Origin of the sequence: Klenkia sp. PcliD-1-E (assembly GCF_024124375.1) — a bacterium.
Lineage (GTDB): Bacteria > Actinomycetota > Actinomycetes > Mycobacteriales > Geodermatophilaceae > Klenkia.
This window is the reverse complement of the sequence record NZ_JAMXRZ010000077.1, coordinates 1-20,703: the sequence shown is the minus strand read 5'-3', so window position 1 is coordinate 20,703 and position 20,703 is coordinate 1. Positions and strand designations below refer to the sequence as shown.

Below are 20,703 nucleotides of genomic sequence, written 5' to 3'. Positions count from 1 at the left end.
CCCGGGCCGGGACGGCGGGCACCGGCAGCACGCCTTGCGGGCAGCGCATCGGCAGCCCGGCGCCGATGCGGGCCGCGCACTCGTTGCAGCCGGTGCACACCCGCACCGGCTCGCCGCGCAGCGCCTCGGCGGCGAAGTCGGGGTCGGCGAGCTGGCCACGGACGACCCCGACCAGGTCGCAGTGCGCCAGCGCGGCTCGGGCCTCGGCGGGCGTGGGCACCCGGCCCACGCCGATGACCGGCAGGCCCGCCGTCCGCAGCCGGGCGGCGAGCGGGAGGGCGTAGGCGTGCGGGCCGGCCATCGAGGGCTCGACCAGGTGCAGCGACGAGGTGGCGATGCCGGTGGTGGTGGACAGCCAGTCCACGGCCCCGGTCCCGGCGAGCCGGTGCGCAGTGGCCACGGCATCCTCCGTCGTCGTCCCCCCGGGTTCGTGCACGGCCAGTCGGACCCCGAGCAGCAGATCGGGGCCCAGGGCCTCGCGGACAGCGGTGACCACCTCGAGCAGCAGCCGGGCGCGGTCGGTGCCGTAGCCGTCGGTGCGGCGGTTGGTCGACGGGTCGAGGAACGCGCGCAGCAGCGAGGACTGCGAGGCCTGCAGCTCCACGCCGTCCAGACCGCCGGCGCGGACGTGCCCGGCGACCCGGGCGAACCCGGCGACGACGGCGGCGAGCTCGACCGGGGTCGCCGCGCGGGGCACCTCGCCGAACAGCGGGTCGGCGACCGGTGAGGGTGCGAGCAGCGGGGTGCGGGAGTGCAGCGAGCTGCCCTGGCCGCCGTTGTGGTTGAGCTGGGCGACGACGAGCGCCCCGTGGCCGTGCACCGCGGTGGCGATCTCCCGGTACCGGTCGACGACGGCGGGGTCGGTGCCGTCGACGACGCGCTCGTAGGGCTGGTCGGCGGGGTCGACCGCCTGTTCCTCGGTGATGACCAGCGCGGCGCCCCCGGCGGCGCGGGCGGCGTAGTAGGCGGTGTGCGCGGGGGAGGGCAGCCGGTCGACCGCGAGGTTCGTCAGGTGGGCGCAGAAGACCAACCGGTTGCGCAGGGTGCGGCCGCGCAGCGGGAGGGGGTCGGCCAGCCGCACCACCGCACTAGATCACACCGCGGAAACCGCCGGAATAGGCAAGGCTGCCCTTACTGTTCGGCCGGTGATCCGCGCACTGCTCGTCGTCCTGGCCCTCCTGCTGGCCGGCTGCGCCACCGACCCGGCACCCCGGTCCGGTGCCGCCGCCTCGGCCGCACCGGCCTCGGGGGTCGCGCCGCAGGGGCTGCCCGACGGCTACGGGTCGACAGCTGCCGACGGTGAGTTCCCCCGCGACGTCGTCCACTTCGACGGGACGACGACGATCCCGGCGGAGCCGCAGCGCGTGGTGGTCATCAGCACCGGTCAGCTGGACGGCGTCCTCTCCCTCGGGGTGACCCCGGTGGGCGCCACCCAGGCCAGCGGCGCGGACCTGGTGCCGGCCTACCTGGCCGACGCCTTCCCCGACGCCGACCTGGCCTCGATCTCCTCGATCGGCCTGCGCCTGGAGCCCGACCTGGAGGCGGTCGCCGCACTGCGGCCGGACCTGGTGCTGGTCAACACCGTGGGGGCGGAGTCCATCGGGGCCGCGCTGTCCGGGATCGCGCCGACCGTGGTCACCGAGGGCACCGGGGTGAACTGGCAGCAGGACCTGCTGCTCGTCGCCGCCGCACTGGGCCGCACCGGGCAGGCGGGGGACCTGCTGCAGGGCCTGCTGGACGACGCCGCGCGGGTGGGTTCGGCGTTCGAGGGCGACACGGTGTCGGTGGTGCGGATCAGCGGCGACCGCACCCGGATCTGGGGCGTCGGGTCCTTCGTGGGCAGCATCCTGGCCGCGGGGGACGTCGCCCGGCCCGCCGACCAGCAGGTCACCGGGACCTCGCAGGACCTCTCCGACGAGGAGCTGCAGCGCGCCGCCGGGGACCGGTTGTTCTACGGCGTGCAGGCGGGTGCGGAGGGCGCGACCGCGCTCGCCAGCCCGCTGTGGACAAGGCTGCCGGCGATCGCCGACGGCACCGCGGTCCGGGTGGACGACGAGGCCTGGTTCCTCAACGCCGGCCCGGCAGCGGCCCGCGTCGTACTGGAGCAACTGGCCGGGTAGGTCCCGCACTGCCCGGCGCTGCGGGACGATGGACGCATGGGTGACACCACAGGCTTCCTGGTGGGCGATCGAGGTGGCCTGGTCGTACCGGCCGAGATGTGCGAACGGCTCGGCTGGCGTGCCGGCAGCAGGCTGGTGGCACTGCAGCACGAGGACGGCATCAAGCTGATCAGCCGCGATGCATTGCTGACCCGGGTCCAGGAGCAGTTCCGGGACGCCCCCAGCCTGGTCGACGAACTCATCGCCGAGCGACGGGCGGAGGTCGCGCAGGACCACAACAGCTGAGGTGCCCGATCGCTCACTGCTCACTGCACGGCGAGCGACACGTCTCGGGACGTCGGCGAGCTGCCCGGTCCGCTGATCAGCCGGGCAGGTGGGCGCGCAGCCAGCCGACGACGTCGGCGGTGACGGCGTCCCGGTTGGTCTCGTTGACCAGCTCGTGCCGGGCCCCGGGGTAGAGGGACACGGTGACGTCGGTCAGCCCGGCGGCGCGGTAGCGGTCGCCGAGCGCGGTGACGTTGACCCCGCCGCGGCCGCCCACCGGGTCGTGGTCACCGGAGACCAGCAGCAGCGGCAGGTCGTCCCGGACCGACGGGTCGGCGGCGCGGCCGGCCCGTTCGAGGACGCCCCCGATGATGGCGTCCTCGGTGGGGAAGCCGCAGAGCGGGTCGGCCATGTAGGCGTCGACCTCGGCGGGGTCGCGGCTGAGCCACTCGAACCCGGTGCGCGGCTCGAAGCCGGCGTTGAACGCGGCCAGGCCGGGCTGGTCGGCGGGCAGCCCGGCGAGGACCTCGCCGAGGCCGTCGAGGGTGGTGGAGCCGCTGAGCACGACGCCGGCGTAGCGGACCGGTTCGTCCAGCAGGGCCAGCTGCATGCCCATCGAGCCCAGCGAGTGCGCGAAGGCGAACAGCGGCAGGCCGGGGTGCTGCTCGGCGAGTGCCCGCGCGTGCGCGCCGATGTCGGCCACGAACCCGTCCACGCCGGCCGCGCCGAAGCTGCCCAGCGGCACCTCCTCGGACACCGAGGCGCCGTGGCCCCGGTTGTCGGCCGCGGAGACAACGAAGCCGGCCGCGACCAGCGCCGTCGCGAAGCGGTCGTAGCGGGGGCCGTGCTCGGCCAGGCCGTGCACGACCTGGACGACGCCGACCGGGGCGCCGGGGACGGCGTCCCAGGTGTAGGTGGCGATGGCAAGTCCGTCGGCCGGGGAGGGGATCGTCGTCGGCATGACCGCATCCTGGCCCGCGCCCGGTCGGGACGACCATGTGGGGGTGACCGACGACCAGTCCCCCGGCGACCGGCGCACCCGGCAGGTCCTCGTCGTGGCGCTGGCCGGCCTCAGTGGGGCGACCGACGCCATCAGCCTGCTGGCGCTCGGCGGGGTCTTCACCAGCGTGATGACCGGCAACCTGGTGCTGCTGGGGACGGCGCTCCCCACACTGGACGGCGCGCAGGCGCTCTCCTCGGGGACGGCGCTGCTCGCCTTCTGCGCCGGCGTCGCGCTGGGGACGGTGCTGGCCGGGACCCCGCAGCCCGGGGACGGGGTGTGGCCGCCCCGCGTCACCGCGGCGCTGGCCGTGGAGGCCGCGCTGTTCGCGGGGTACGCGATCGGCTGGTGGGCGACCGGCCCCGACCGGGGTGCGATGGCGGCGCTGCTGCTGCTCGGCACCACCGCTGTCGCACTCGGCGTGCAGACCAGCACGGTGCAGCGGTTCGGCGTGCCGGGCCTGTCGACGACCTTCCTGACCGGGACGCTGGCCGGGGTCGTCGTCCGGCTGTGCACGCGTCAACCGTTGCGGGACGTGCTGCCCAGCGTCCAGGTCGTGGTCGGGCTCGTCGTCGGGGCGGCCGCGGGGGCAGCCGCGGTGACCGCGCTGCCCGATGCGGCCCCCGCCGTCCAGCTGGCCGTCATCGCACTCGTGCTCGTCGTCGCGCTCCTGCGCTTCCACCGGGGCCGTGCGGCTGCCCCACCGGAGGTGCACAGGTAGGCCACCGGCCCCGTGCAGGGAGCGGGGGAACACTCGGGTCATCGACACCTGGAGGTCCCGATGACCACGATCGTCCTGCTGCTCGCGTTCTTCGCTCTGCTGTCCGTCGTCGACCTGCTCCCCTCGACGGTCCGCTGACCCGCAGACGTCTCCGCGGAGACGTCTGCGGTGCGTCGGGACGCCGACCCGACCAGAGCGTTTCCGCGGAGACGCCGCGACCCGGTCCAGCCGAGCCATCTGCTGGAGGGACTGGTCCCTAGGGTGACCGCGTGCCGCACCAGCTCGTGCCCTTCCTCGTCGTCACCGCCGTCCTCACCTTGACGCCGGGTCCCGACATGGCGCTCGTGCTGCGCAACGGCATCGCCGGCGGGCGACGGGCAGCGTGGTGGACCGGGCTGGGCTGCTGCGCCGGCATCACGGTCTACGCCGCAGCCTCCGCCGTCGGTCTCGCCGCCGTCCTGGCCGCCTCGGCCACGGCGTTCCTGGTCATCAAGCTCGCAGGTGCGGCCTACCTGGTCTACCTGGGCGCCATGGCCCTGTGGCACTCGCGCCGCACGCCCACGACCGCCGAGACCACCGCCGACGTCCCCGCAGCACCGGCGAGCCGGAGGCTGAGCTTCCGTCAGGGCCTGCTGAGCAACCTGCTCAACCCCAAGATCGCCCTCATCTTCCTCACCCTGATCCCCCAGTTCGTCTCCCCCGACGAACCCGCCTTCACCACCACGGCCACCCTGGCGGCCGTCTTCCTGCTCGTCGCCGTCGTCTGGTGGCGACTGTTCTCCCTGGCCGTCGGAGCCCTGGGCGGCGCCATGTCGCGACCGCGGGTCCGCACCGCCCTCGAGCGCGTCACCGGCGTCGTCCTCGTCGGCCTCGGCATCCGGGTCGCCCTCACCCGGGCGTGACGCCCTGGCGCTTCCACGTCATCGGGAGCGGACGGTCACCCGGAACTCCTCGCCGGAGTAGCGCACCCGTCGCCCCGTCCGCAGGTGCTCGAGCCGGCCGTCGTCGGACTCGTGCAGCCCGCGCAGCGCTTCTCCGCCGGGGAGACGTCGGATGGCCTCGACCGCGCCGTCCGGGCGCACCGCGACGATGTCGATGACCCGGCCCTCGACGAGCAGGTCGACGTCGTCACCGTGGTGCGTCTCGACGAGCCGAGAGCCGGTCGCGTCGTCACGGCGCACGCAGCCGAGGGCGATGGACCGCCCCCGCTCGATGGCCGGGCCGCAGCACTCGTGCTCCCATCCACCCACCTCGACGAGGACGTCCCCCCATCAGTCTGCAGCGGCGGGGGAGCCTGCAGCTCCGGCCACGGGGGAGCACCTGACGGCACGAAACGCGTACCCGTCCTGCTCCACCGGCTCGACCACCAGCCGGACCTGGTCCCCGACCGTCAACCTGCGGTACCCCGGGACGTCGACGGCGGAGAAGTGCACCCAGCATCCGCCCGGGAGCCCCTCGGCCGAGCAGACGCCCCAGCCCTCGTCGTCGTCCCAGGCCTGCACGACGGCGAGCACCACATCCATTCTCACAGCGTGCCCCAGCCGCGCGCGTGGATCACCCCGATCGTCACGAGCTGTCGACCACCGGCATGCCGGGTGGCCCGAGCCGGGACTGACCCTCCTGACGATGGCTACCGCGTTTCCGCGGAAGCGCGGCAGCTGCCGTCCTCCGACGAGGGGCGATGGGCCCCGTCCCAGAACTCACCGTCTATCGGGATGCCGCGGTCTCAGGGTCACTCAACCGTCACGGTCACCCGGAACTTCCCGCCGGACCAGCGGACTCGTCGACCCGTCCGCAATTGGTCAAGGCAGCCATCGTCAAGGTCATTCTGGCCTCGTAGTGCCTCTCCACCGGGCACCCGCTGAATGGGCTCAACCCCGCCGTCCCGGCCGACGGCAGACAGGTCGACCAACCCGACCCTCAACGACTTCGTCGACCTCGTAATCATGATGCGTCTCGAGTAGCTGGACAGCCCTGCGATCGTCAACGCGGATACATCCGAGAGCGATCATCTGTCCGCGTTCGATGGAAGGCCCGCAGCACTCGTGCTCCCATCCACCCACCTCGACAACCAGATTCATACGGTGAGCTTGCTTGTACGCGAACACCGCGCGAGCCGCGACCCGAACCGGCTTCAGTGCCCGCGCCGGTCAGGCACCGTCTACCGAAACAGGCCCCCGCATCGTGGTGATGACATGTGGGTGGCGCAGTCTTGGTACGGCAAGCTCGAGGTATGTCTAGCGGTGACCAGCCAACAGGCTCGCGCGACGTGAAGACCATTCGGCTTGTGCGGGTCTTCATCCTGGCCGGCGGCCTCGCGCTGCTCCCTGCCTTCGCTGTGGGACTCGCTGGCGTTGGTGGGACCTGGACCGGCATTGCATGGATGCTTTTCACTGTCGGACTCAGCGCCCTGTTTCTACGATTCCGGCGCTAGTACCCCCGACCGGTGAGGACGGACAACCGAACACCCCGCATCAAGCAGGCCGCTTGGCCTCCAACGTCAGACCTGGTCGCGGTGCGGCACCCGTCCGTCGAGCGAGCTGATGGCCCCTGCGGCCAGCCCGGCGGCAAGAACTGCCCACGGCCACGGCCCTAGAAGATTGGCCAGCGATTGTGCGACCGCGTTGGCCTCGAATGCGCTCACCGCATTCACGAAGAAGAGCGCACCGCTGACCACGGCTCCTACCCCGAGCCAAGTAGCGGCGCTGCTTGTAGAACGCCGCCGGATGAACACAAGCCCTGGCGCCAGAACCCCGAACGCAGCAAGTGCAGCCATGACCGTTCCTGCGGACGCCGCGACAACAAGCACGAGTTGACCATCTCTCGGCAGAGCCGCTTGGCGCCACTTGCGAGTGTCCGCAGACGGCCGTCAACCGCACGTCCTCGCCCAACAACGGGCACCTGAGCTGGCTAGACACCGGAGTGTCCGATAGACCCGTCCGAATTGAAGTCCCGCAGACGGGCGTCATACGGCACACCTGGCGCTCTACTCCACAACACCGCCGTCAGCGCCCGGGGAACGTCGGTGGGGCCGCGAACCAGCCGCACCCGACCCCGCCCGATCGTCGCCAGGTCCCGCCCGAGGTCGACGTCGCGCTACCCGACGTGTCCAGCACGACGTCAAGCCGCGGCACCCGATGACCTCGGACGGCGAGCGAACCTCTCATCGCCCGCCGCGCCGCGCATCGGGTGGACCTAGGAGGGCGGTTCTGCGTCGACCATGACCCCGTCGCCGAAGACGACCACGGTGACGGTGGCCGCGTCCTCCTTGCCGGCCTGGATCGAGGCGCCGCTCTCCACGAGCTCGAACCCGGCCTCGCGCAGCTGGTCGCCGAACGTCGCCAGGGCCTCGTCCGCCTCCACACCGCTCACCTCGAAGGCGACGTAGCCGTCGTCCTCCCCGCTGGCGGGCGAGACGTCGCCGCCGTCGGGTGGCGTGAGGTCCGGCAGTCCGTACTCGGCGGGGAACGTGAGCACCTCCTCGGACTCCTCGGCCGGCGCGGTCTCGGCGACCCCGGCCGATGGGCTCGACCCGGTCGACCTCCCCGCCGTTCCGCCACCGCACGCCGCGAGCAGCGCCGCTGCGGCGACGGCCGCCGCGAGGTGGAGCACGGGGCGGGGCAGGGTCATGTCGCTCCTCGTCTCGGCTGCCCGCCGCGATTCCGGTCGGTGCGGCCGAAGAGTACGGGGCCCGCCCCGTCGTCGTCCCGGACCTGGACACGACCACGACCTACTCCGCGAACACCGCCGTCAGCGCCCGGGCGACGTCGGTGTGGTCGCGGACCAACCGCACCCGCCCCCGGCCGACCGTCGCCAGGTCGCGCCCCAGGTCGACGTCCTGCTCGCCCGAGGTGTCCAGCAGCACGTCCAGGCGCGGCAGCCGGCCGGCCACCAGGCGGGGATCCGGGCCGGCGTTGTGCACGCAGTCGCTGAGCAGCAGAACCCGGGCGTCCCGCGGCGGCACCCCGGCCAGCATCCGGCCCGCCGTCTCCAGGGCGAACGAGACGTTGGTCAGGCCCTGGGCCGGCACCCGCAGCAGCAGGTCCAGCACCGCCAGCGGCTCGACCGGCTCCCCCAGCGGCACCAGCACCGCGACGTCGGACCAGAACGCGACCACCCCCAGCGCGTCGCGGCCCAGCTCCCCCGCCAGCGCACCCACCGTGGCGGCCGTCGTCCGCAGCCGCTCGCCCTTCATCGAGCCCGACACGTCGACGACCAGCACGACCGACCGCCGGCGACGCAACCGCTCCCGCACCACCACGTCGTCGTCCTCGGGCCACGGCTTGCCGGCCAGCGCGTCCAGCGTCCGGTCCAGGTCGAGCTCGTCGGACCCACCGGTCCACCGCACGCTGGACAGCTCCCCCACCCCGCGCCGCGCCCGCCGGTCGCGCGGCGGGCGCGGCACGGCCAGCCGCCGGGCGATCTGCCGCGCCCGCGCCCGGGTGGTCGCGTCTGCCTCCGGCAGGGTCGCCAGGTCGGCGAGCGGGATCAGGTCGGCCGGCTCGTCCGTCGTCCCCGGCGCCGATCCCCCGCCGGCCGCCGTCGTGCGCTGCCGACGACGGTCACCCGACGACAGCGCCAGACCCGCTCCCCCGCGCGACGGCTCGTAGGTGGAGGGCTGCTCGGTCAGCTGCTTGGGACGGCGGCGCAGCGGCCGCATCCCCCGCGGCGCCCCGGGCCGGTCCCGCCGGGTGACCGGCGAGTCGGCCTCGACCGTCCTTCAACCGGGCTCGGCGGCGGCCGGCTGCAGCAGGAAGTGGTCCTCCCAGATCTCGCGCAGCACACCCTCCGGCGTCCGCTCGGCGATCTCGTCCAGGTGCACCCGACCGCTCAGCGCGACCAGCATCGCATCCCACACGACCGCCGTGTACTCCTCCGGCAGCCCGCGCAGCTCGTCGGTGTCGGGGACGGCGACCCCGCGCATCGCGGCCAGCTGCGACGCCACCAGCGCGACGTCGATCGCCCCGCGCACGCTGCTGCCCTGCCGGACGTCGTCCCGCTCCCGCGTCGCCCGGGTCAGCGCCACGGCGTCGGTGACCAGGCGGCGGGCCTCGATCCCGGTGCGCCGGCCGACGATCCCGCGCTCGGCGTCGGCGTCCTGGTAGCCGACCGCGAGCCGGCACATGCGGTCCGACACCGACGTCGGCATCCGGGTGGTGCCCACCGCGTCGTAGGGGTTCATGCTCGCCACCACCCGGAAGGTGTCCGCGGCCCGCACCGTGCCCATGGTCGGCACCGTGACGGAGCGTTCCGCCATGGCGGTGAGCAGCGTGTTCAGGGTGTCCTCGGGCGCCCGGTTGAACTCCTCCACGTAGAGGAAGCCGCCCGACCGCATGGCCTCGACCAGCGGGCCGGGCACGAAGTTGTCGGCGGTGTAGTCCTCCCGCAGCACCCGCGCGGGGTTGTGGTGGCCCACCAACCGGGTCGGGGTCAGGTCGGCGTTGCCCTCGACGAACAGCAGCGGGATGCCCCACTCGCCGGTGATGGCCCGCAGCAGCGTCGACTTCGACGTCCCCGGCGGGCCCTCGATGAGCACGTCGCGGCCGGCGGCCACGGCGGCCAGCAGCAGGTCGGTCTCGCGCTCGCGGCCGACCAGGTGGGTGGCGACGCGCTCGCGCACGGCGCGCACGTCCGTGGCGGCCGAGGCCGTCGTCCGGGTGATCTCGTCCATGGGGTCCCGTCGTGAGGGGGCGGCGCGGGCAGGTCGCCCGCGCCGCCCCGGTGGTCACTTGACCGTGTAGCCGGCGTCGACCGGGAGGGTCACGCCGGTGATGTACCGCGCCTCGTCGGAGACCAGGAACAGGATCGCGTTCGAGATGTCCACCGGCTCCACCCACGGGATGGGCAGCGCGTTGGTCGACTCGAAGATCGGCGCCGCCTTCTCCCGGCTGGGCGACGGGTCGTCGGGCGCGAACAGCCCCCACGTCTTCTCGTTCTGGATCATCACCGTGTCCACCCCGGTCGGGTGCACGGAGTTGACCCGGATCGAGTGCGGCGCGAACTCGTTGGCCAGGGTCCGCATGACGCCGACGACGCCGTGCTTGGCCGCCGTGTAGTGGATCGTGTTCGGCGTCCCCTTGAGCCCGGCGGTCGAGCTGGTCAGCACGATCGCCCCACCCCGGCCGCCCTCGACCAGGTGCGGCAGGGCCACCTTGCAGGTGTTCCAGACCCCGGTCAGGTTGATGTCGATCATCTCCCGCCAGGCCTCGTCGGAGAGCTCCAGCGCAGGCTGGATCTCGAACACCCCGGCATTGGCCAGCACGATGTCCAGCCGGCCCAGCTGCGCGACCCCGTCGTCCACGGCCGCCTTCAGGGCCGCGGTGTCGCGGACGTCGGCCTTGGTGGCCACGATCCGCCGGTCCAGCGCCTCGACCTGGCGCACGGTCTCCGCGAGGTCCTCGTCGGTGGCCGGCGGGTACATGCCGATCGACTCGATCGGCCCGCAGACGTCGACGGCGATGATGTCGGCGCCCTCCTGCGCCAGCCGCAGCGCGTGGCTGCGGCCCTGCGACCGGGCCGCGCCGCTGATGAACGCGACCTTGCCCTCCACCCGGCCGGTCACTTCTGCACCGACCCGGCGTCGACGGGCAGCTGGACGCCGGTGACGTACCGCGCGTCGTCGCTGACCAGGAACAGGATGGCGTTGGAGATGTCGACCGGTTCCACCCACTCGACGGGCAGCGCGTTCAAGGCCTTGAACGACTCCCCGGCCTCCTCGCGGGTGACCTCGGACTTCGGCTTGTCCGGCCGGAAGAGCCCGTAGGTCTCCTCGTTGTGGATCATGTCGGTGTTCACCGAGGTCGGGTGCACCGAGTTCACCCGGATCATGTCCGGGGCGAACTCGTTGGCCATCGTCTTCATCAGCCCGACGACGCCGTGCTTGGCCGCCACGTAGTGCGCCAGGTTGGCCAGGCCCTTGATCCCGGCCGTGGACGACGTCAGCACGATCGCCCCGCCCCGTCCGCCGGCCTTGATGTGCGGGACGGCGGCCCGGACGGTCTTGAAGACGCCGGTCAGGTTGACCCCGATCATCTCGTCCCAGTCGTCGTCGGTGAGGTCCTCGACCGGCGCGAAGCTGGCGATGCCGGCGTTGGCCAGCACGATGTCCAGCCGGCCCAGCTGGGCGACGCCCTCGTCGACGGCCCCCTTCAACGCGGCGGAGTCGCGGACGTCGGCGACGCCGGCGACGATCCGGCGGTCCAGCGCCTCGACCTGGCGCACCGTCTCGGCCAGGTCCTCCTCGGTGGCCATCGGGTAGCCGACCGTGCCCATCTGGGCGCACAGGTCGACGGCGATGATGTCGGCGCCCTCCTGCGCCAGGCGTACGGCGTGGCTGCGGCCCTGACCGCGCGCGGCGCCGGTGATGAAGGCGACCTTGCCCTCGAGCTTGCCCATCAGTTCGGTTCCTCTCGGTGGTTCCCCCGCTGTGGCTGTGTGTGCGCACCCCGCAGGGCTGCGGCCCGGAGCCGCCCGGGTCTCGGCTTCCACGCGGCCGGGCCGCGCAGGTACCAGGGCTTGGCCACCCGCAGGTGGGCGAGTGCCGGGGTCACGGCGCGACCGCCAGCGCGGCCCGCCGGCCCTCGAGGACGGCGTCGAGCACCGTCCGGGGAGCGACGACGTCGCCGGCGAACCGCGCGCGACCGGCGTCGGGGAGGGTGCGCCCGGGCAGCCGGTGCCCGGCGTCGACCACCGCGGCGCACGGGACGCGGACCTCGCCGGGGCACGGGAGCCCCTGCCCCACGGACGGGGTCGTTGCGTGGGGGAGGGGCTCCCCTGCCTCGGCGGGGAAGGGGGCGGCGACCACCGGTGCCAGCACCGCCTCGGCGCCGTCCCACGTGAGCAACCGGACGGCGGTCATCCGGCGCACACCCGCGCGGGCCAGCCGGCGGTTGGCACCCACCAGGTCCCCGACCTGGCCGAGCCGCGCCCCGACGACGTCGTCCGGTGTGGCCAGCACGACCTCGCGCCCGCCCGCGGCAAGCAGCTCGGCGACCCCGACCCCCACCGGACCGCCGACCGGGTCGTGCACCAGCACCGGCCCCTCGGGGAGGCCCGCGCCCGCCAGCACGTCCACCGCGGGCACGGCCCCGGGCACGACCGGCGCACCGGGCAGACCGCCGGTGGCCACGACGTCGGCGTCCTCCCGCACCCCCTGGGTGAACCGGGCGCCGAGCCGGGTGCACTCGGCGGCCAGCCAGTCGGCGAACACGTGGAATCGATCCCGTCCCGGCGCGGCCGCGACCACGGGGAGCAGCCCGCCGACCGACGGCGCCACCACCTCCACGGGGTGCCCGCGCAGCGCCAGCACCCGGGCCGCCTCCAGCCCGGCGGGCCCGGCGCCCGCGACCACGACCGGCCGGCCGCCCGGGCCGGGCAGCTCGACGTCGGGCTCGGTGGTCTCGTGGCCGCTGCGGGGGTCGACCACGCAGCTGACCAGCGGGTTCCGGGTGTCGAGCACCCGGCAGGCCTGGTTGCACAGCAGGCACGGCCGCGGGGTGCGGCCGGCCCGGACGGCGGCGACGAACCCGGCGTCGGCGATCTGCGCCCGGGTCAGCTCCACCGCGGCGTACCCGGCCGCCAGCAGCTGCGCGGCGTGCCCGGGGTCCACCACGGAGCCCTGCGCGACCACCGGGGTGCCGCCCGCGGCGGGCAGCAGTTCCACGTGGAACCCCGGCGCCCGGTGCGCGGTGGGCCGGTAGGCCTCGCCGTCCAGTGCGCTGCCGCGGACCAGCGTGAGCAGGTCGACCAGCGGGGCGACCTCGGTGACCAGGTCGGCGCAGCCCGCCGGCGTCAGCCCGGCCCACGGTGCGCACTCGTCGACGCACAGCCGCAGCGCGAGCACCCGGTCGGGTCCCTGCGCTGCCCGGACGGCGGTGACCACCTCGCGGAGCAACCGGACCCGGTCGGTGCCGTAGCCGTCCGTGCGGGTGTTGGTGAGCGGGGAGAGGAACTGGCGCAGCAGCGAGCGGGGGCCGGCGTCGACCTCGACGCCGTCCAGCCCGGCCGCGACGGCGGTCGCCGCGGCACCCGCGAAGCCCGCCACCAGCGCCGCGACCTCGGCGTCCCCCATCGGGACGGGGACCAGCCCGCTGACGACGTCGGGGACCCGGCTCGGCCCCCAGGGCGGGGCCTGGGTCCAGGACGCCGACCCCTGGCCGCCGGTGTGGGTGAGCCCGGCCAGCACCACGGTGCCGTGCGGCCGGCAGGCGTCGCCGACGGCCGCCCAGCCGGCCGCGCAGTCGGCGGCCAGCGGGGCGCGCTCGTAGGGGTGGTCGGAGGGGTGCACGGAGGCGGCCTCGGTGACCAGCACCCCGGTGCCGCCCGCGGCGCGCCGCGCGTAGTACGCGGTGTGCCGCGGGCCCAGCGCCCGGCCGGTCCCCAGGTTGGTCTCGTGGGGGCCGAACAGCGTCCGGGAGGGCGCAGTCCTCCCCGCGAGCTCCCAGGGACCGGTCAACCGCACGTCAGCGCAGGTCGAGCCCGGCCAGCGGCGACTCGTCGCAGATCTTGGCCGGAGCCCGGGACGGGATGCTGGGCATGCCCAGCAGCGTGGGCTGACCGCGCACCGGGCCGGTGTGCGAGTGGTCGATGTGCGACTTGGGGGTGATCAGCTGGGCGTCGCGGGCGGCGAGGGCGTGCTCGCCGTAGCCCTGCACGCACTCGGGGTCGGGGCCGTCCAGCGGCAGGCCGGTGAAGAACTTCGCGGCCATGCAGCCACCGCGGCAGGCGTCGAAGTGCGCGCACTTCGTGCAGGCACCGCCGGTCTGCGGGGAGCGCAGCTCGGTGAACAGGTCCGAGGTCTGCCACACCCGCTGGAACCCGCCCTCGCTGCGCACGTTGCCGGCCAGGAAGTTCTCGTGGATGGCGAACGGGCAGGCGTAGACGTCCCCGACCGGGTCGATCAGGCACACCACCCGCCCGGCGCCGCACAGGTTCAGCCCCGGCAGGGCCTCCCCGAACGCGGACAGGTGGAAGAAGGAGTCACCGGTCAGGACGCCGTCGCCGTTGGCCAGCAGCCAGGAGTACAGCTCCTTCTGCTGGGCCATCGTGGGGTGCAGCTCGTCCCACACGTCGGCCCCGCGACCCGAGGGCCGCAGCCGGGTGATGCGCAGCTGCGCGCCGTAGGAGTCGGTGAGGGCCTTGAACGCATCCAGCTGGCCGGCGTTCTCCCGGGTGACGACGACGGAGACCTTGAAGTCGCGCATCCCGGCCTCGGCCAGGTTCTCCAGCGCCCGGATCGCGGTGGCGTAGGAGCCGGTGCCACGGACCCGGTCGTTGACCTCGGCGGTGGCGCCGTCCAGGGAGATCTGCACGTCGACGTAGTCGGTGCGGGCCAGCTGCGCGGCACGGGCCTTGTCCAGCTTGACGCCGTTGGTGGAGAACTTGACCCCGACGTCGTGGCCGATGGCGTAGTCCAGCAGGTGCCAGAAGTCCGGCCGCACCGTGGGCTCACCGCCGCCGACGTTGACGTAGAAGACCTGCATCCGCTGCAGCTCGTCGATCACCGCCTCGGCCTCGGCCGTGGTCAGCTCGCGCGGGTCGCGCCGTCCCGAGGAGGACAGGCAGTGCGCGCACGCCAGGTTGCAGGCGTAGGTGAGCTCCCAGGTCAGGCAGATGGGGGCGTCCAGGCCGTACTCGAACTGGTCGATCAGCCTTCCGCCCGTGGGGCGCTGGGGCAGGACAGCGGTCATGGCTGGTCCCTCTTCTCGATCATCTGGGAACGCGACAGGGTCGCGAGCGCGGTCACGTAGGCCGGGTGCTGGGCCTCGGGGACGTCGCAGGCCCGCAGCGTGCTGGGGACGTCGGGGTGGGACTCCAGCGCCTTCACCACCGCGACCAGCGGCTGGGACTTCAGGAACGACAGCTTGCGGTTGCCGAAGTGGTAGACCAGCGCACCGAAGGGCTCCGGGCGCAGCGCCACCGACGGCGACTTGCGCCACGGCACGTCCGGGTCGAAGGGCAGTTCGTCAGCGGGGATCGTGACCGGGCCCGTGTCGGGCCCGGTCACGAGGGTGTCGGCCAACGGCTCAGTACACGCCGCACATGCCGTCGATGGAGACCTCCTCCACCAGGGACTCCTCGGTGAGGACCTCCTCGGCGGCGGGGGCGGGGGTCTCGGTCTCGGTCTGCTCCGGCACGGATGCCTCCAGGTGAGCTGGGTCACGGACACCCCGGACGCTATGGCACTCAGTGCCAGCGGACAAGAGGGGGATGATGCGCGTCGTGAGCGAACCCGCCGCCCGGGAGGACACCCGCGCCCGCATCGAGGCCGCCGCCCTCGAGCTGTTCGCCGAGCGCGACTTCGACGCCGTCACCGCCGACGAGGTGGCCGACGCCGCGGGCATCAGCCGCCGCACCTTCTTCCGGCACTTCGCCACCAAGGCCGACGCGGTGTGGGGCGACTTCCACTCCCACGTCGTCCGGCTGGAGAAGAAGCTCGCCGACACCGACCCCGAGCAACCGGTGCTCGCCTCGATCTGCGCGGCCTACGTCGAGGTCAACGACTACCCCGGCGCCGACCTGCCCCTGCTGCGCCAGCGGATGCGGCTGATCCTGGCCGAGCCGGCGCTGCAGGCGCACTCGCAGGTGCGCTACGCCGACGTGGACCGGGTGGTCGCCGAGCACGTCGCCCGGCGCACCGGCACCCGGCCCGATGCGCTGGTGCCGCGGCTGGTCGCGCTCTCGACCCGGGCCGCGGCCACCACCGCCTTCGAGACGTGGCTGGCCGGCGACGGCTCGCTGGCCGACGACCTGCACGCCGCCTTCGACCAGCTCGCCGGCGGCTTCCCCACCCTGCGCTGACCCCGCCTGACGACCGGCACCGCGACCCCGACCACCGCGGCACCGACCAGCGCGACCAGCAGCGGCAGCGGCAGGCCGCCGTCCGCACCCCGGGCGGTCAGGTGCCCCACGCCGGTGGCGGCCCCGGCCCAGACCGTGGCAGCGGCCGCGCTCGCCGGCGCGGTGCGGGCCGGGGAGGTGCCCCGGCTGCCGACCACCCAGGGGGTGAGGGTCCGCAGCACGGGGAGGAAGCGACCGACGGCGACCGCCAGCACGCCGTGCCGGTCGACCAGCCTGCCCACCCGCACGACCGCGCCGGCCGGCAACCGACGGGTGGCGGGGTTGTCCAGCACCCGCGGGCCCAGCCGCCGTCCGGCCGCGCAGCCGAGGGAGTCACCAAGGACGGCCGCGACGACGGCGGCCGCCACCAGCGCCGGGAGCTGCAGGTCGCCCACCACGCTGAGCGCACCGGCGGCGACCAGCGTGCTGGTCGTGGGCACCAGGAACCCGATCACCAGCAGCGACTCGACCAGCACCAACAGGGCGACCAGTGCGTAGCCGGCGGCGGCGGGCACCTGGCCGACCAGGTCGGCCAGGGCGGACAGCGCCGTCACCACGAACCCGCCGGTGCCTGCACCCGCACGACGGCGGCCGGTGGCAGGTTGGCCCACACCCGGCGCCGGCTGCCGCCGCGGACGTCGAGCAGCCGCTGCACCTCCCGGTGGCGGGCCACCTCCCCGGGGCCGGCCACCAGCACCCGCGCGGCGGTGCTGCCCAGGTAGCCGAAGCGCACCAGGGTCCCGCCCGGGGCGAACAGGGCGTCGAGGCGGTCGAGCACCGCACGCACCCCGGTGACCGGGAAGTTGGTCAGCGGGAGCGCGGAGACGACGACGTCGTAGCGGCGGCCGCCGGGCAGGTCCTCCACCCGGCAGCCGTGGACCTGCGCCGTGCACCGCGCCCCGGCGACGACGTCGTGCAGCACGGGGAGGAAGGCCGGGTCGCACTCCACGACGTCCAGCCGGTCCCCGACCCGGAGCTCCTGCACCAGGCGACGGGTGACCGGGCCGGTGCCTGCACCGACCTCCAGCACCGCAAGCGGCCTGCCCACCCGCTCCAGGACCGGGGCGACCAGGGCGCCGACCAGGGCCCGGCCGCTGGGCACCACCGCGCCGACGGTCCCGGGGGCGCCCAGGGCGCGGCGGAGGAAGAGGCCCAGCGGTCGTCGAGCGGAGATCATCACCGGGTCGACGCTAGGGACGACCACCGGCCACCGGGACCGCCGCGCGACGACGCCCACCCCCGACCTCCGTAGGGGGTGCCGACCGACGGTCGTCGGTCCCCAGGACCGGCCCGGGGTCCCTACGATCGGTCGGTGATCATGGACTGGGGCCGCCGGCACCGCGGCTGGGGCGAGGTGCTGCTGGTCGTGGTGGTGCTCCTGCTGTCGGTGCAGGACACGCTGGCCGCCACCGGTTCCCCGGGCCCCCGGCTGGTGCTCGCGGTCGCGGCGAGCCTGGCGCTCCCGGCCCGCCACCGCTTCCCGCTGACCACCACGCTGGTCGCGGTCGCCGCCCTCGCCCTCGTCGGCGTGCTGGCGCCGGTCGCCGTCGCGCTGTTCCACCTGGCCGGGCGCGGCCTGGTCCGCGAGGCGCTCGGCGCGGCCGCCGTGGGCTACGCGCTCAACGTCGTCGTCGCGCCCCCGCTGAGCGTCCTCGACCTGCGGGTCTTCGGGCCCTCGCTGCTGTTCGTCCTGGCCATCGCGCTGGGGTCGTGGGTGCGCAGCCGCCGCCGGCTGGAGGAAGCGCTCGCCGAGCAGGTGGACCGGCTACGGGTGGAGCGGGAGCTCGGCGAGCAGGTCGCCCGCGCGTCCGAGCGCAGCCGGATCGCCGCCGAGATGCACGACGTGCTGGCCCACCGGCTCAGCCTGATCGCGCTGCACACCGGGGTGCTGGCCCGCAGGGAGGACGAGCTGCCGGCCGGTGTCGCCGAGCGGCTGGCGCTGCTGCGCTCGGCGTCCACCGACGCCCTGGCCGACCTGCGCGACGTCCTCGGCGCGCTGCGCGACACCGACCGGGACGCCGACGCCCCCGCACCCGCCCACCGCGGCGTCGCCGAGCTGGTCGCCGAGGCCATCACCGCCGGCCAGGACGTCGAGCTCGTGGTCCGCGGGGACGCCGGCCCCGTGCCCTCGGCGCGGGCGCTCGCGCTGGACCGGGTGGTGCAGGAGTCGCTGTCCAACGCCCGCAAGCACGCACCGGGCACGCCGGTCCGGGTCGAGGTCCACCACGACGGCCCGGTCACCCGGGTGACGGTCAGCAACCCGCTGCCCGCCGAGGTCGCCACGTCTCCCGGCGGCTTCGGCCTGGTCGGCATGGGGGAGCGGGCGGCCGCGGTCGGCGGGGGGCTGACGGCGGGCCCCGACGGCGACCGCTGGGTGGTCCGCGCCGAGCTCGGCGCCCCGGACGGGGGGACGCCGTGATCCGGGTGCTGATCGCCGACGACGACGCGCTGGTGCGGCTGGGCCTGGCCGACCTCGTGGCGTCGGACCCGGAGCTGGAGCTGGCCGGCCAGGTCGCCGACGGGCTGGCGGCGGTGGAGTTCGTCGCCGCCCACCCGGTGGACGTCGTGCTCATGGACGTCCGGATGCCGAGGATGGACGGCATCACAGCCCTGGCCCGGATTCGCGCGCGGCCGCAGCCGCCGCGCGTCGTCGTCCTCACCACCTTCGACCTGGACCGGTTCGTCTACGACGCGTTGGCCGCCGGCGCCGACGGGTTCCTGCTCAAGGACACCGACCCGGCCGACATCCTGCGCGCGGTGCACCTGGTCGCGGCGGGCCAGGCCATGCTCGCGCCCGCCGCGGCCCGCAAGGTCGTCGACCTGCACCACCGGACCGCGCCCCCGGACGCCGACCGGGCCCGCCGCCTGGTCGACCGGCTCACCCCGCGGGAACGCGACGTGCTGCGCCTGCTGGCCACCGGTGAGAGCAACGCCGACGTCGCGACGGCGCTCGGCATGCGGGAGAGCACGGTGAAGGCGCACGTCAGCCGGATCCTGTCGGCGCTCGGGGTGGGCAACCGGGTGCAGGCCGCGCTGCTGGCCCGCGACGCCGGCCTCGGCGGCCGCTGACCGACGGGTCCGGTCCCCGCTCGACGGGACACCCGGCGGGGTCCGGGCGCCCGGACACCGCGACGGGTCACATCGAGAGAAGACCCGAGCATCAGGCGAGGAAGGCGCGCAGGGCCTCCAGGAGCCGGTCGACGTCCCCGCTGTCGCTGTAGGGGGCCAGGCCGATCCGCAGACCGCCGGTGTCGCCCAGGCCCAGCCAGCGGGAGCACTCGAGCGCGTAGAACGACCCGGCCGGTGCGTTCACCCCGCGGGCGGCCAGGAACCGGTAGGCGTCGGCGGCGTCCCGGCCCTCGAAGGTGACCAGCAGCGTCGGCGTCCGGCGGGCGGCGCGGGACCACAGCGTGACCCCGGGGAGCGCGGCGAGCGAGGCCTCCAGGGAGGCGCGCAGCGCGTCCTCGTGCTCCTCCAGCGCGGCCATGCCGGTGCGCAACCGCTCCCGCCGGGTCGCGCCGGCGCCGAGGCCGGCCAGGAAGTCCACCGCCGCCGTCGTCCCGGCCAGCAGCTCGTAGGGCAGCGTGCCCAGCTCGAACCGCTCGGGGACCGCGTCGGTGGAGGGCAGCAGCTTGTCCGGGTGCAGCGTGGCCAGGAACTCCGGGTCGGCGACCAGCGCGCCGCAGTGCGGGCCGAGGAACTTGTACGGCGAGCAGGTGAAGGTGTCGCAGCCCAGCTCGGCGAGGTCCACCGGGGCGTGCGCGGTCAGGTGCACGCCGTCCACGTGCAGCAGCGCACCGGCCGCGTGCGCCACCCCGGCGATCTCCGGCAGCGGCGGCCGGGTGCCGATCAGGTTCGACGCGCCGGTGACGGCGACCAGCCGGGTGGCGTCGGTGACCACGGCGGCGACGTCGGCGGCGGTGAGCTCGCCGGTCGCCGGGTCGAACCCAGCCCACCGCACGGTCGCCCCGGCGCGCTCGGCGGCCTGCACCCACGGCCGGACGTTGGCGTCGTGGTCCAGCCGGGTCACCACCACCTCGTCCCCGGGGCCCCAGCCCGCGGACAGGGTGCGGGCCAGGTCGTAGGTGAGCACCGTGGCGCTGCGGCCGAACACCACGCCGCCGGGCCGGCCGCCCACAAGGTCGGCCACCGCCTGCCGGGCGGCGAGCACCACGTCGTCGGCGTTGCGCTCGGCCTGCGTCGTCGACCCGCGGTTGGCCATCGGGGCGACCAGCGCCGCGTGCACCGCGTCGGCGACGGGGGTGGGCACCTGCGTGCCGCCGGGCCCGTCGAAGTGGGCGGCGCCGCCCTGCAGCGCGGGGAAGTGCGACCGGACGGCGGCGACGTCGATGCTCATGCGGCCGATACTGCCCGCCGTCCTCCCGCAGCCGGACACCCCCGGCCCCCTCCCCCGGACGGTGATCAGGACACCTGGTCCACGTACGGCCACCCACACCGACGTCGGTGTGGCCGGACGGACAGTGACCAGGTCACCTGATCACCGTCCGGCCGGGACGCGGGGGCCGACGGCGGCGACCACCCGGTCCGGGCGCACCAGCACCCACCGGTCCCGCAACGCCGGGCCCAGGTCGGGCAGCGCACCCCGGTGCAGCACCCGCGGCCGCGCCCCGCCCGGCAGCGCCGGCAGCGTCGGCACCTCGGTCGAGCAGACCAGCAGCGCCCACCCGGGCCCGAGCACGTCGTCCAGCCGGCGGCCCCGCGACAGCGGCACGTCGGGCACCAGCCGGCCCACCCCGTGC

At 74.7% G+C, this 20,703-nt stretch carries 22 protein-coding genes and 3 pseudogenes; 7 read left to right on the top strand and 18 right to left on the bottom strand.

Going from position 1 to position 20,703, the window contains the following annotated elements; translation table 11 throughout:
• Positions 1-1,081 (bottom strand): annotated as a pseudogene (locus tag NH342_RS15315) (mycofactocin system FadH/OYE family oxidoreductase 2); the annotation flags it as partial.
• Between the two features lie 64 nt (positions 1,082-1,145).
• Here NH342_RS15315 and NH342_RS15310 point away from each other — a divergent pair.
• Positions 1,146-2,120, top strand: a complete 975-nt coding sequence (locus NH342_RS15310; protein ID WP_253015830.1) for an iron-siderophore ABC transporter substrate-binding protein — start codon at positions 1,146-1,148, stop codon at positions 2,118-2,120.
• A gap of 36 nt (positions 2,121-2,156) precedes the next feature.
• Positions 2,157-2,405, top strand: a complete 249-nt coding sequence (locus NH342_RS15305) for an AbrB/MazE/SpoVT family DNA-binding domain-containing protein (protein WP_253015828.1) — start codon at positions 2,157-2,159, stop codon at positions 2,403-2,405.
• Positions 2,406-2,481: 76 nt separating this feature from the next.
• On the opposite strand, the gene NH342_RS15300 is transcribed toward NH342_RS15305, so the two are convergent.
• Positions 2,482-3,345 carry an alpha/beta fold hydrolase gene (locus tag NH342_RS15300; RefSeq protein WP_253015826.1) on the bottom strand — a complete coding sequence of 288 codons (864 nt, stop codon included), beginning with the start codon at positions 3,343-3,345 and terminating at the stop codon, positions 2,482-2,484.
• 43 nt (positions 3,346-3,388) lie between these two features.
• Between NH342_RS15300 and NH342_RS15295 the strand changes: the two genes are divergently transcribed.
• Together NH342_RS15295 and NH342_RS15290 are read left to right on the top strand one after the other, a co-directional pair.
• Positions 3,389-4,105 carry a YoaK family protein gene (locus NH342_RS15295; RefSeq protein ID WP_253015824.1) on the top strand — a complete coding sequence of 239 codons (717 nt, stop codon included), beginning with the start codon at positions 3,389-3,391 and terminating at the stop codon, positions 4,103-4,105.
• A 269-nt stretch (positions 4,106-4,374) separates the two neighbouring features.
• Positions 4,375-5,007 (top strand): LysE family transporter, encoded by a 633-nt coding sequence (locus tag NH342_RS15290; protein WP_253015822.1) that lies wholly within the window; start codon positions 4,375-4,377, stop codon positions 5,005-5,007.
• An 18-nt stretch (positions 5,008-5,025) separates the two neighbouring features.
• Here NH342_RS15290 and NH342_RS15285 read toward each other — a convergent pair whose 3' ends face one another.
• From NH342_RS15285 to mftA, 12 genes are all read right to left on the bottom strand, one after another.
• A complete protein-coding gene (locus NH342_RS15285) occupies positions 5,026-5,355 on the bottom strand; it encodes a hypothetical protein (RefSeq protein WP_253015820.1) in 330 nt (109 codons plus the stop codon).
• Positions 5,356-5,376: 21 nt separating this feature from the next.
• Complete coding sequence (locus NH342_RS15280; RefSeq protein ID WP_253015818.1) at positions 5,377-5,628, bottom strand: hypothetical protein; 252 nt, start codon at positions 5,626-5,628, stop codon at positions 5,377-5,379.
• A 977-nt stretch (positions 5,629-6,605) separates the two neighbouring features.
• Positions 6,606-6,749, bottom strand: a complete 144-nt coding sequence (locus NH342_RS15275; RefSeq protein WP_253015816.1) for a hypothetical protein — start codon at positions 6,747-6,749, stop codon at positions 6,606-6,608.
• 551 nt (positions 6,750-7,300) lie between these two features.
• Positions 7,301-7,735, bottom strand: a complete 435-nt coding sequence (locus NH342_RS15270) for a hypothetical protein (RefSeq protein WP_253015815.1) — start codon at positions 7,733-7,735, stop codon at positions 7,301-7,303.
• Positions 7,736-7,835: 100 nt separating this feature from the next.
• The gene (locus NH342_RS15265; RefSeq protein WP_305884922.1) at positions 7,836-8,765 is read right to left on the bottom strand and encodes a vWA domain-containing protein; all 930 of its coding nucleotides are present in this window, start codon (positions 8,763-8,765) and stop codon (positions 7,836-7,838) included.
• Positions 8,766-8,825: 60 nt separating this feature from the next.
• Positions 8,826-9,776 (bottom strand): MoxR family ATPase, encoded by a 951-nt coding sequence (locus tag NH342_RS15260; protein ID WP_253015814.1) that lies wholly within the window; start codon positions 9,774-9,776, stop codon positions 8,826-8,828.
• Between the two features lie 54 nt (positions 9,777-9,830).
• The gene (locus NH342_RS15255) at positions 9,831-10,667 is read right to left on the bottom strand and encodes a mycofactocin-coupled SDR family oxidoreductase (protein WP_253015813.1); all 837 of its coding nucleotides are present in this window, start codon (positions 10,665-10,667) and stop codon (positions 9,831-9,833) included.
• Positions 10,664-11,500, bottom strand: a complete 837-nt coding sequence (locus NH342_RS15250) for a mycofactocin-coupled SDR family oxidoreductase (protein ID WP_253015812.1) — start codon at positions 11,498-11,500, stop codon at positions 10,664-10,666. The genes NH342_RS15255 and NH342_RS15250 overlap by 4 nt, the downstream gene beginning before the upstream one ends.
• 151 nt (positions 11,501-11,651) lie before the next feature.
• Entirely contained in the window at positions 11,652-13,565 is a 1,914-nt protein-coding gene (locus NH342_RS15245; protein WP_374209435.1) for a mycofactocin system FadH/OYE family oxidoreductase 1, read from the bottom strand.
• 1 nt (position 13,566) lies between these two features.
• The gene (gene mftC, locus NH342_RS15240; protein ID WP_253015810.1) at positions 13,567-14,793 is read right to left on the bottom strand and encodes a mycofactocin radical SAM maturase; all 1,227 of its coding nucleotides are present in this window, start codon (positions 14,791-14,793) and stop codon (positions 13,567-13,569) included.
• A complete protein-coding gene (gene mftB, locus NH342_RS15235; RefSeq protein ID WP_253015809.1) occupies positions 14,790-15,125 on the bottom strand; it encodes a mycofactocin biosynthesis chaperone MftB in 336 nt (111 codons plus the stop codon). The genes mftC and mftB overlap by 4 nt, the downstream gene beginning before the upstream one ends.
• Before the next feature lie 4 nt (positions 15,126-15,129).
• Complete coding sequence (mftA, locus tag NH342_RS15230; RefSeq protein WP_091554209.1) at positions 15,130-15,240, bottom strand: mycofactocin precursor MftA; 111 nt, start codon at positions 15,238-15,240, stop codon at positions 15,130-15,132.
• Between the two features lie 85 nt (positions 15,241-15,325).
• Between mftA and mftR the strand changes: the two genes are divergently transcribed.
• On the top strand, positions 15,326-15,904 hold the full coding sequence (mftR, locus tag NH342_RS15225) for a mycofactocin system transcriptional regulator (protein ID WP_253015808.1): 579 nt from the start codon (positions 15,326-15,328) through the stop codon (positions 15,902-15,904).
• A 113-nt stretch (positions 15,905-16,017) separates the two neighbouring features.
• On the opposite strand, the pseudogene NH342_RS15220 reads toward mftR, so the two are convergent.
• Positions 16,018-16,383, bottom strand: a pseudogene (locus NH342_RS15220) (DedA family protein); the annotation flags it as partial.
• A 110-nt stretch (positions 16,384-16,493) separates the two neighbouring features.
• A complete protein-coding gene (locus tag NH342_RS15215) occupies positions 16,494-17,147 on the bottom strand; it encodes a methyltransferase domain-containing protein (protein ID WP_253015806.1) in 654 nt (217 codons plus the stop codon).
• A gap of 114 nt (positions 17,148-17,261) precedes the next feature.
• Here NH342_RS15215 and NH342_RS15210 point away from each other — a divergent pair, with 114 nt between their 5' ends.
• Positions 17,262-18,362: a sensor histidine kinase gene (locus NH342_RS15210; protein ID WP_253015832.1), complete on the top strand. Its 1,101-nt coding sequence runs from the start codon at positions 17,262-17,264 to the stop codon at positions 18,360-18,362.
• A complete protein-coding gene (locus NH342_RS15205; protein ID WP_253015804.1) occupies positions 18,359-19,012 on the top strand; it encodes a response regulator transcription factor in 654 nt (217 codons plus the stop codon). The genes NH342_RS15210 and NH342_RS15205 overlap by 4 nt, the downstream gene beginning before the upstream one ends.
• A 91-nt stretch (positions 19,013-19,103) precedes the next feature.
• Here NH342_RS15205 and NH342_RS15200 read toward each other — a convergent pair whose 3' ends face one another.
• Positions 19,104-20,300, bottom strand: a complete 1,197-nt coding sequence (locus NH342_RS15200) for a cysteine desulfurase-like protein (protein ID WP_253015802.1) — start codon at positions 20,298-20,300, stop codon at positions 19,104-19,106.
• A gap of 141 nt (positions 20,301-20,441) precedes the next feature.
• Positions 20,442-20,703: pseudogene (locus NH342_RS15195) on the bottom strand (hypothetical protein); the annotation flags it as partial.